At 59.4% G+C, this 10,123-nt stretch carries 12 protein-coding genes and 1 pseudogene; 6 read left to right on the top strand and 7 right to left on the bottom strand.

The window, feature by feature from the left end; genetic code table 11:
• Positions 1 to 10 precede the first annotated feature (10 nt).
• Genes mtnA through HWN36_RS06140 form a run of 3 tightly spaced genes read right to left on the bottom strand, consistent with a single transcriptional unit; the run spans position 11 to position 2,800 of the window.
• Positions 11 to 1,036 carry an S-methyl-5-thioribose-1-phosphate isomerase gene (mtnA, locus tag HWN36_RS06150; RefSeq protein ID WP_176788549.1) on the bottom strand — a complete coding sequence of 342 codons (1,026 nt, stop codon included), beginning with the start codon at positions 1,034 to 1,036 and terminating at the stop codon, positions 11 to 13.
• Complete coding sequence (locus HWN36_RS06145; protein WP_176788548.1) at positions 1,033 to 2,316, bottom strand: FAD-dependent oxidoreductase; 1,284 nt, start codon at positions 2,314 to 2,316, stop codon at positions 1,033 to 1,035. Before HWN36_RS06145 ends, mtnA begins: the two co-directional genes overlap by 4 nt.
• Positions 2,309 to 2,800 carry a gamma carbonic anhydrase family protein gene (locus HWN36_RS06140; protein WP_176788547.1) on the bottom strand — a complete coding sequence of 164 codons (492 nt, stop codon included), beginning with the start codon at positions 2,798 to 2,800 and terminating at the stop codon, positions 2,309 to 2,311. Before HWN36_RS06140 ends, HWN36_RS06145 begins: the two co-directional genes overlap by 8 nt.
• 30 nt (positions 2,801 to 2,830) lie before the next feature.
• On the opposite strand from HWN36_RS06140, the gene HWN36_RS06135 reads away from it, so the two are divergent.
• Positions 2,831 to 3,289, top strand: a complete 459-nt coding sequence (locus HWN36_RS06135) for a phosphopantetheine adenylyltransferase (protein ID WP_176788546.1) — start codon at positions 2,831 to 2,833, stop codon at positions 3,287 to 3,289.
• 141 nt (positions 3,290 to 3,430) lie between these two features.
• Here HWN36_RS06135 and HWN36_RS12315 read toward each other — a convergent pair whose 3' ends face one another.
• The gene (locus HWN36_RS12315) at positions 3,431 to 3,607 is read right to left on the bottom strand and encodes a ferredoxin (protein ID WP_369334316.1); all 177 of its coding nucleotides are present in this window, start codon (positions 3,605 to 3,607) and stop codon (positions 3,431 to 3,433) included.
• Here HWN36_RS12315 and HWN36_RS06125 point away from each other — a divergent pair.
• The 5 genes from HWN36_RS06125 to HWN36_RS06105 all read left to right on the top strand — a co-directional run bounded on the left by HWN36_RS06125 (position 3,606) and on the right by HWN36_RS06105 (position 7,167).
• Positions 3,606 to 3,824 (top strand): V-type ATP synthase subunit D, encoded by a 219-nt coding sequence (locus tag HWN36_RS06125; RefSeq protein ID WP_176788544.1) that lies wholly within the window; start codon positions 3,606 to 3,608, stop codon positions 3,822 to 3,824. The two genes, HWN36_RS12315 and HWN36_RS06125, sit on opposite strands and share 2 nt — an antisense overlap.
• Before the next feature lie 115 nt (positions 3,825 to 3,939).
• A complete protein-coding gene (locus HWN36_RS06120; RefSeq protein WP_176788543.1) occupies positions 3,940 to 5,718 on the top strand; it encodes an aldehyde ferredoxin oxidoreductase family protein in 1,779 nt (592 codons plus the stop codon).
• A 53-nt stretch (positions 5,719 to 5,771) separates the two neighbouring features.
• Positions 5,772 to 6,113, top strand: a complete 342-nt coding sequence (locus HWN36_RS06115; protein ID WP_176788542.1) for a 4Fe-4S dicluster domain-containing protein — start codon at positions 5,772 to 5,774, stop codon at positions 6,111 to 6,113.
• A 20-nt stretch (positions 6,114 to 6,133) separates the two neighbouring features.
• Complete coding sequence (locus HWN36_RS06110; protein WP_176788541.1) at positions 6,134 to 6,892, top strand: HesA/MoeB/ThiF family protein; 759 nt, start codon at positions 6,134 to 6,136, stop codon at positions 6,890 to 6,892.
• A complete protein-coding gene (locus tag HWN36_RS06105) occupies positions 6,889 to 7,167 on the top strand; it encodes a ubiquitin-like small modifier protein 1 (RefSeq protein ID WP_176788540.1) in 279 nt (92 codons plus the stop codon). Before HWN36_RS06110 ends, HWN36_RS06105 begins: the two co-directional genes overlap by 4 nt.
• A gap of 229 nt (positions 7,168 to 7,396) precedes the next feature.
• On the opposite strand, the gene HWN36_RS06100 is transcribed toward HWN36_RS06105, so the two are convergent.
• The 3 genes and pseudogenes from HWN36_RS06100 to HWN36_RS06090 form a co-directional block, all read right to left on the bottom strand.
• Entirely contained in the window at positions 7,397 to 8,659 is a 1,263-nt protein-coding gene (locus tag HWN36_RS06100) for an IS110 family RNA-guided transposase (RefSeq protein WP_176788539.1), read from the bottom strand.
• Positions 8,660 to 8,830: 171 nt separating this feature from the next.
• Positions 8,831 to 9,139: a transposase gene (locus HWN36_RS12310; RefSeq protein WP_176788538.1), complete on the bottom strand. Its 309-nt coding sequence runs from the start codon at positions 9,137 to 9,139 to the stop codon at positions 8,831 to 8,833.
• Positions 9,140 to 9,300: 161 nt separating this feature from the next.
• Positions 9,301 to 10,119, bottom strand: a pseudogene (locus tag HWN36_RS06090) (IS5 family transposase); the annotation flags it as partial.
• Between the last annotated feature and the right edge of the window lie 4 nt (positions 10,120 to 10,123).

Below are 10,123 nucleotides of genomic sequence, written 5' to 3'. Positions count from 1 at the left end.
GTGGGCCCATTTATATATGGCGGAGTCGGGGCATGGGGTCGTATGGCGGCAGCAGAACCCCGATTTCCGTAATGATCCCTGATACGAGGTCGAGCGGGGTGGCGTCGAAGGCGTAGTTCGTGCACCCGACGCCGTCCGGGACGGTCTGTTTCCCGTTGAAGGCGGCGACTTCGTCCCGGCCCCGCTCCTCGATCGTCACGTCGGTCTCGGATCGCCCCGGGTCGAAGGTCGAGAGGGGGGCGGCCACGTAGAAGGGGATGCCGTGGTGCCGGGCGCAGACGGCGTGCATGTAGGTGCCGATCTTGTTGAAGACAGCGTCGTCGGTGATCCGGTCGGCGCCGACGACGACGCAGTCGATCTCGCCGCGCCGCATCAGGAAGGCCGCCGTCGCGTCGGTGATCACCCGGACCGGGATCTTCTCTGCGGCGAGTTCCCAGGCGGTGAGGCGTGCGCCCTGCAGCAGGGGCCTGGTCTCGCAGGCGGTGACCGAGACCGTCTTCCCGCCCTCGACGGCCGACCTGATCACCCCGAGGGCCGTCCCCCAGGTGGCGCAGGCGAGGGCGCCGGCGTTGCAGTGGGTGAGCACCCGGGCGTTCTCGGGCAGGAGGGCGGCGCCGTTCGCCCCGATCCGGCGGCAGGTCTCCTCGTCCTCCCGTGCGACGGCGTCGGCTCCTTTGACCGCCGCCTCTTTTCCTGCCTCGATAGAGCCGGCCCCTCTGACCGCCGCGAGCACCCGGTCGATCCCCCAGCCCAGGTTCACCGCCGTCGGCCGCGTGCCCCGCAGGGAGGCCGCGGCCGCCGAGACCTCTGCCAGAAAGGCGTCGAGATCCTCCTCTTCGCTCTGGATCGCCGCAAGGGCGACGCCGTAGGCCCCGGCGATGCCGAGGGCCGGGGCGCCCCTCACTTCCAGGCGGCGGATCGCTCTTGCCAGACGTTCGATATCGGTGCACTCGACGATCTCAAGCCTTTGTGGCAGGAGGGTCTGGTCGATGAAGCAGATCGTCCCGCCCACCCGCTCGATCGTCCGCGGGATCATGGCCCGGCCCGCAGGGCGTCGGTGTACGCCCGCATCGCCGCCGCCCCGCCCATCGCCACGGAGTCAGGGATATCCTTTGGCGCCACCGCGGTGCCGGCCACGTAGATCCCGGGCCGGATCGTCGCCACGGTGTTCATCTTCTCGTCCTGCGTCTGGACGAACCCGGTCTTCTCCAGGGTGATCCCGAGACGTTCGGCAAGCGCCTCCATCCCTGCCGGAGGCTGCATCCCGACCGAGAGGACGACGAGGCCAGGGTGGAGGGTCTCCACCTCGCCGGTCTCAGAGTTCTCGACCTGCAGCTCGATGCCGCCGTTCTTCTGCGCGATCTCGCCGGGCAGCCCGCGCAGGAAGCGGACGCCCATATCCCCGGCGCGGTTGAAATACTCCTCGTAGCCCTTGCCGTAGGCCCTGAGGTCGATGTACAGCACCGTCACGGCGATCTCGGGGTGGTGCTCCCTGATCAGGATCGCGTTTTTCACCGCCGCCATGCAGCAGACGCAGGAGCAGTACGGCCGGTCGACCTGCATGTCCCGCGAGCCGACGCACTGGAGAAATACGACGCTTTCCGGGAGGGTGCCGTCGGAGAGGCGCCTCATCTCCCCGCCCGTCGGGCCGCTCGCATTGATCATCCGCTCGAACTCCAGGCTGGTGATCACGTCGGGGATGCTGAGGTACCTGAGGTTTCCCTTCTTTCGCGGGTCGAAGGTGCCGTAGCCGGTGGTGATCACGAGGCTCGCCGCCTTCACGCTGAATTCTTCTTCCCGGTCCTCGTCGTCGTGGAGGACGGCCTCGCGGCCGCAGGCCTCGTAGCAGAGCCCGCAGTCGATGCAGTGCTCGGCGTCCCGGATCGTGACGTTCGGGACTGACTGGGGCATCGGGCGATAGATCGCCTTTCTCACCCCGATCCCGGCGTCGAAACGGTTGTAGACCTCGACCGGGCAGACCTCGGTGCAGTCGCCGCAGCCGTTGCACCGCTCATCGTCCACGTAGCGGGGGTGGCGGCGCATCCTGACCGTGAAGTCGCCGACCTCGCCCTCGACCCCGGTCACCTCGGTGCAGGTGTGGACGGTGATCAGGGGGTGGCGCTCCACCTCGACCATCTTCGGGGAGAGGATGCACATCGAGCAGTCGTTTGTCGGGAAGGTCTTGTCGAGCATCGCCATGTGCCCGCCGATCGTCGGTTCCCGCTCGACGAGGTGGACGGCAACCCCGTGCTGCGCGATGTCGAGCGCCGCCTGGATGCCGGCGATCCCGCCGCCGACGACGACCACCTCAGCCACGCCGATACCTCCCGGCCATCTCCATATAGACCCGGGCGTTCTCCCTGATCCCTTCGCGCCCGGCCTCGTCGACCTGCCTGACGATCTTGCCCGGGACGCCGAGCACCACCGAACCCGGCGGGACGACTTTCCCCTCGGTGACCACCGCACCTGCGCCGATGATCGAGCCCTCGCCGACGACCGCCCCGTTCATCACGATCGCCCCCATGCCGACGAGCACCTCGTCTGAAATGGTGCAGCCGTGGATGATCGCCCCGTGCCCGACCGAGACCATATCCCCGACGATCGTCGGGTGGCCGGCCGAGCCGTGGACGGTGGCGTTGTCCTGGATGTTGGAGCCGGCGCCGATGACGATCCGGTCGCGGTCGCCCCGCACCACGGCGCCGAACCAGACGCCGGATCTCTCGCCGATGGTGACGTCCCCGACGAGCGTGGCGTTTTCCGCAATGAAGACCTCATCGCCGATGCGCAGATTGTGGTTCATACTAATAGTATTGGTAGCCCATGACTATGAATGAAGATTATGGTGGGGGGCACCTTCTCTCCCCTGCATGCCGGCCATAAGAAACTGATATCGCGCTCATTTGAACTTGCAGGCCCGGAAGGAAAGGTGGTGATCGGCCTCTCCTCAGACGCCTTCGCGGGGAGGAAGAGCCACCCGGTGATGCCGTACGAGGAGCGGCTGGCGGCGCTGGAGCGGTATGTGCGGAGCCTTCCCGATAAGGTCCGCTGGGAGATCGAGGAGCTGAACGACCGTTACGGCTCGGCGCTCGAAGCGGATTTCGATATCCTGGTCGTCTCTGAGGAGACCCTGCCGGTCGCCCTCGAGATCAACAAACTCCGCCGGGCGAAGGGAAAAAAGATGGTGGAGATCTACCAGATCGCCTGCGTGCTCGCCGAAGACGGACGGTGGATCTCGTCCACCCGGATCATCAGGGGCGAGATCGACGAGGCCGGGCACCTGATCGGGTGAGGGTGTCAGGTCTTTTTCGACGTGCTTTTCTGACTCTGGTTTCGGCCGTCCCCTCGAGGATTATGATTTTTAAGGGCGTATCCCAATGGCCAATGGCGAGGCCCCCTCTTTTCTTTGACGGGAATGTGAAAGATGCTCCCCTTACTCTTCCACTGAAATAATTTCAACCGGGCATGCGGCAGCTGTCTCCTGTACGCAGGCCAGATCGTCGTTTGGCACTATTCCGTTTCCGAGATCGCTACCCATCTGGAATGCCTCGTGGCTACGCCTCTTCCCATCCCCCTCATCAAATCCTCGCTCCCTCCCGCCCTCATCGATGAGCCATTTCCTCGCGGGAACCCTGCACTATCAGGGGCTCGCGATCAAGCGCCGGATCCGGCTCGCTGAACAGGGGCACCAGATGCTGAAGATGAAGCGCGAAGCCCTGATTCTCGAACTGATCCGCATCGCGCATTTCGCAAAGGATGCCTGTCAGACCATCAAACCGGTCCGTCGGAGCGACAATCCCTGTCGAATTTCCAGGAGAATTACCTGAAAAGGGGTCAATCAGTACTCGCTACGGACGGTGGTTGGATCCGGGATCCCGCATTTCAAAAAAAACTTGAAAAGGTATTAATATACCTTTAGCCAATCAGCCATTGGCGAAACTCATGGATGGCTATGCAGGAAAAATGGCGTTTGTCGATCTCACCGGTGGCAAGGTGACGATCCAGCCGACACCAGCTGATCTCAAGAAGAACTATCTTGGCGGCCGGGGATTCGGGGCACGCATTGTGAGTGACAGGATCGACCCAGGCATCGATGCTCTCTCTCCGGAGAATGTCATCGTGTTCGCTGCCGGTCCGTTAACCGGTACTGGTATCCCGCTCGGGGCACGGTACGAGGTGACCACGAAGGCTCCGCTCAACGACACCCTTCTCTCTGCCAACAGCGGCGGAGTCTTTGGCTGGAAGATGAAGAAAGCCGGGTTTGATGCGGTGATCTTTACGGGGCGCTCGTTAAAACCGGTCTACCTCTTCCTCAATGATGGAACTGCAGAACTCCGGGATGCTTCAGGATACTGGGGCATGAGGACGAGCGAGACGACCGCGGCACTCAAGCGCGATCTCGGTGACCAGAAAGCTCGTGTCGCATGCATCGGGCCGGCTGGCGAACTTAAAAGCCGAATTGCATGCATCATCAACGAAGACCACCGGGCCGCAGGGCGCGGCGGCACGGGCGCAGTGCTCGGTTCGAAGAACCTCAAAGCCGTTGTCGCGACCGGCGATCTCCCGATCAAGCCTGCCGACGAGGAGCAACTCAACGCCGTCAAAGAACGCGTCAGGAACAAGATTGAGGAGAACGGCATCTGCCAGGGCCTCCACAAATACGGCACGGCAATCCTCATCAACATCATCAATGAAAATGGGGTGCTTCCGACCCGGAACTTCCAGCGCGGATACTTCCCCCAGGCAGAAAAGATCTCCGGAGAGACCATAGCGGATACGATCCTGACCAAGCCCAAGGGCTGCTACGCGTGCATTGTCCAGTGCGGCAGGGTGACAAAGACTGGAGGCGCGGAGGGCGAAGGGCCGGAGTACGAACCCGACTGGGCATTCGGTGCAGACTGCGGCATTGACGATCTGAACGCCATTGCCCGTGCTAACTATATCTGCAACGATCTCGGGCTTGATGCGATCGGGACCCCGACCTCCATTGCCTGCGCAATGGAGATGACCGAGAAAGGGTACCTCAAGGAGGGTCTACGGTTCGGCGACGCGGAGAAGATGCTGAGACTCGTCGAGGATATCGGGTACCGTCGCGGACTTGGTGCCGAACTTGCCGATGGCTCCTTCCGGTTTGCGTCAAAGTATGGACACCCTGAGTTGTCGATAAGCGTCAAGAAGCAGGAACTTCCCGCGTACGATCCCCGTGGGCTCCAGGGATACGGCCTTGCGACTGCAACATCTGTCCGCGGCGGAGACCATGTCTATGGTTATCTGATATCGCCGGAAGTACTGGGTGCTCCGGAGAAACTGGACCCTTACATCAGCGAAGGAAAGGACCAGTGGGTCAAGACGTTCCAGGACCTCACCGCTTCAATTGATGCCTCCGGGATGTGTCTTTTTACATCTTTCGCACTCGGAGCCGACGATTACGCGGATCTCATCGCCGCAACGACCGGCATGTCGATGACGACACCGGACCTCCTCCTGATCGGGGAGCGGATCTGGAACCTCCAGAAACTGTTCAATATCAAGGTGGGTTACACGAAAGCGGACGACACCCTGCCCGGACGCCTGCTGACAGAACCACTCCAGGACGGTGCACCCAAAGGGCGCGTCTGGCAGCGTCAACCGTTGCTCGACAACTACTATGCAGCCCGTGGCTGGGACAACGAGGGTCGTCCCACACCGGCGAAGCTCAAAGAGCTGGGGCTAACGGTATAAATTTTTTCGTATTGGACAAAGAATAAATCTTTGAAAAACATGGAGCAAACACCATGACGGAATCAGGTATGAAACCAGCACTATGGCACGGGGTCCCCCGATCGAAGATTGACTGGCATCCAACGGTAAACGATGAGAAATGTATCGGATGCGGGCTATGTTTCCTGACCTGCGGGAAAGGGGTATACCAGTTTGACTGGGATCGGAAGAAATCGGTCGTCATCCACCCGGAGAGCTGTGTCGTCGGGTGCCAGACCTGTGCAAATCTCTGCCCGGCAGAGGCGATCGCGTTTGCCGAAGAAGGGGACACCCCCCAAAAGAAGGCCCAGCGGATTGTAAAAAAATACAAAGTGCTGCCTTCCGCCAAGAAGGAACTCGAATTGATGCAGAGCTGATTCCAGCATGGTGAATCGACATGACGGCTCAATCAGCCAATGAACGGTTCTTGCGGCAACTCCCGCTCATCGGTGAAGATGGGCAGGATAAACTCAAAAACGCCCGCGTTCTTGTTGCCGGAGTGGGGGGGCTCGGGTCTGCACTTGCAACGTACCTTGCAGCAGCAGGAGTCGGATATATCCGGATCGTTGATGAGGACAGAGTCGAGGCATCCAACATGAACCGCCAGATCCTCTACCGGGAACAGGATATCGGCGCCTGCAAAGTCGAAGCGGCACAGCAGTCGATTCATGCATTCAGTCCTGATACGCAGGTTGACGCCGTGTACAGGCATATCGATGAAACGTCGGTGAAGGATCTTGTACAGGGAATTGACCTGATTCTGGACGGCATGGACAACTTCGCCGCCCGATATATTCTGAACCGGGCGGGGCTCGATCACAAAATCCCGTTCGTTCATGGTGCGGTGAACGGGTTCTACGGGCAGGTGACCACGTTCCTCCCTGGCGCCACCCCATGCCTGCGGTGCCTTGTGCCCACTCCTCCGGAATGGGAGAAGAACCCGATCATCGGAGTAACCTGCGGCGCAATCGGGTGCATTGAGGGCACCGAAGCGATCAAATTACTCACCGGTACTGGTGAGCTCCTGAAAAGCCGGTTGCTGCTCTGGGACGGGCTGCGGGGCGACGCAGAAGTGATCCGGATTGTGAGGTCCCCCACCTGTATCGACTGCGGTTCTTCGGCGATTGAACTGGATGTCAGTGGGTCCCGTGTATGAATGTCCGAGTAAAGGCATTTGCCATGTTCCGTGAGGTGATGGACAAGGATATCGACATTCCCCTTGCCGCGAATGCAACCGTGGTTGAGTTGCTTGCAGAGATCATCCGGCGATACCCTGGTTTTCAGGAGATGGTATTTGAGCGCCCGGGCGCCCTGAAACAGTTTGTCAATATACTTCACAATGGGCGGAATATCCAATTTGAAAATGGTCTGGATACACCTCTGGCCGAAGGTGATCTCATCGCGCTATTTCCTCCGGTAGGCGGGGGATGACACTTGTCGGAAAGTAATGGAACGATAACGGTGGAGTCGAGTGGGATCTGCTGCCTGACTGTTTTCGTCACGGGCGGGGCCGTCTGTGGTGGAGTATGAGCATGGCCGGCATCGCAAGATCCTCATGGATGCCAGTGCCGGTTTATGGCATTAAGTTTCCTTTCGTTACGGGCGATCCCCCGCCGTGGTTCAACTTTTGTATGAAAATCCCCAAAGGGGAGGGTGGCCTTTACTCCCTCACCCCCTTCCTGGCACGGCTCTGCTTCTCAGGTGTGTATACCGCATACCCGGCATTCAGCAACACCGCTACCGCCTCATCGACAGACATCTCCGGCACCACGAACCGTGCCGGGAGTTTCACTGATTTCTTCAGACCGGATTCAACATAGCGTTCCCGGTTCATCAGCAAGTGCCACAGAATACAGAGGATCTTCCGGGCAAGGGCGACAACGGCTTTATTCCGGCCTATGCGATAGGCTATGCGCCGGAAGAAGTGGGAGAACACCGTATCCTTTGCTCTGCTTGCTGCCTGTGCAGCCTGCACCAGGATCCACCGGAGATGTTTCGATCCACGTTTCGTGATCCGTCCGGTGACCAGGGTGTCAGCGGACTGATACACCGAAGGTGCCAGTCCTGCCCAGGAGACAAGGTGATCCGCCGAGGCGAAGTCCCGGACATCTCCCACTTCGGCAAGGATCGTCATTGCAGCAGTACTGCTGATGCCCGGGACCGAGATGCAGATCGCGATATCCTCGGTGTGATCATCATCGAGTGATGCAAGAATGAGGGATTCAAGATACGTGATCTTCTCCTCGATCTCCTCAAACAGTGCCAATTGGGTCTTCAGGAGATGCAGTTGAAGAGGGGAGAGGGAGGACTCCTGCAACGCTTCCCGGATCTGATCGGCACGACGGCGGATCAGGGGAGAGGGGAGGGTCGAGAGGGTAGCTTCCAGATCCTTCTCTCCTGCGATTCCCTGGAGCAGATGATACCCTGATTTCCCGAAGAGATCTTTGAGTGCTGGTTTCAGCCGGATCCCGGCACTATCCAGGATCTTGTGGATCCGGTTCTTGATAGTTGTCCGGGTCTGTACCAGAATCTCCCGGTTTCGCGTGAGATCCCGGAACTCACGATCCTTGCGAGGGAAGATCCGGGAAGGCTTGATCAAGCCGTTGAGAGCGAGCTCGGCGATCCATTGGGCATCTTTTAGATCGGTCTTGCGTCCGGGAATACTCTTGATCTGGTAGGCGTTGGCAACAATGACTCGGATATCCGACTCAAGGAGCAGGTACAACTTGTACCAATAGATTCCAGTGGATTCAAAGGCGACAAGGTCGCACCCTTCGGTCAGGACAAGGTCTTTTAAGGCACGAATCCCATCAGACGTATGGCGGAAGCGATGGTGGGAGTGCTCTCCGGATCGCGAGAGGATGCAGACCTGGAGAAACTCCTTGTGCACATCAATTCCGCATACTTTGGTTTGTTCGTTCATAACTCCTCAAGATTGGGGTAGATCCAGGGTTCTTCAGGAGCAATTTTGTATCCGCATTCTCTGATGCATGTATGCTTCCGAGACGGTGGACTGGCTAGTTTTTAGCACGGGATCGGATCCCAGAAAGGGGTCAGCCTTCTCTACCCCAGGAAAGATGGCCACCCGAATATTTTAATTCTGTATGCTTGCTGCCCAGGCATCATGAGGGTTTTTTGCCTGGATATCCTTGTTATCCGTTGCACAGTGCGAGAGATCGATCTTTCGGATCTCATACCCGGATCGGAGCAGGTCGAGGAAAATCGCCTGGTACACTCCCTCCTCGCATAATTCGAGGTGGTAGCGATGAACCGTCGATTTGGTGCCGTAGTTTGCCGCAACATCGTGCCAGGTGCAGCCGGTGGTCAGAACGTACAGGATGCCGTTGAACAGTCTGCGGGGGTCACACCGGGGTCGGCCGATGTGTGGCTTTGTTGGGAGCACTACGGCGCCCGGTTCCCGCCCGGGTTCTTGTCACACCGGGGTCGACCGATGTGCGGCTTTGTTGGGGGGAGGTATTTCAGAACAATCTACCAGATGTCGTCGTCAATTTCCCGGAATGCCATGATCCCCGGTTTTATCTGGGGGATCTTATAATTATAGGATCACCTCAGAAGTTGCCTGAAGTTGAAATTCATGCAGGAGACGGTGTTTTTGACTCGCACTCTGGCAACTGTCGTGACCATGAGGGGGCCTGCATGGAACACCCGCTTGATCACGGCGAACGGCTGTTCCACCAGCGAGCGTGTTCTGCTGATGGCCTTGTTTCTCCGGTTCTCCTTGATCGAGAGGGGATGGCCGCGGACAGCCCGGTGCATCGTCTTGTCCATGGATGCCTGCGGTTTCACGCCGAAATAGCCTTTGTCGCGATAGACCGTCTCGCCTTCCCGGGAGAGATCGACCTTGCTGTCATGGAGCGACGCCGTGGTCGTTTCAATCCGGCGGATGAGTTGATTGTCTTTATCCAGTAGGATGTGGAGTTTATACCCGAACTGGGACTTCGTTCCCTTCTTTGCCCAGGTACCATCGCGGCTCCGCCGGGTCTGTGCCTGGTCTCCCCGGGGGGTATCGGCAGAGGCATGCCCCGGATCAGCCGTGATGAACGTCGCATCCTGGATGACTCCGCGTTTGATCGCGAGGCCTTGTGCATCGAGTTGCCGTTGGAACTCCTCCCAGATCGCAGTATCCTTGCCGGTTTGCTCCAGACGTTCCCGAAACAGCCAGATCATCGACCGGTCCGGAATGGTTTCCGGATACCCCAGAAAATGGCGGAACGAGATCCGATCCATCGCCTGACGCTCCAGTTCAGGGTCTGACAGACCATACCACTGCTGCAGCACCAGCAGTTTGATCATGAGAACGACGTCATAGTTGGGACGAACGCCGAGGGGCGAGGCGTTCGTGTACAATTGAAATGATAATCTGGAT

The sequence above is a fragment of the Methanofollis tationis genome (assembly GCF_013377755.1).
Taxonomy (GTDB): domain Archaea; phylum Halobacteriota; class Methanomicrobia; order Methanomicrobiales; family Methanofollaceae; genus Methanofollis; species Methanofollis tationis.
This window is presented reverse-complemented; position numbering and strand designations above follow the sequence as displayed.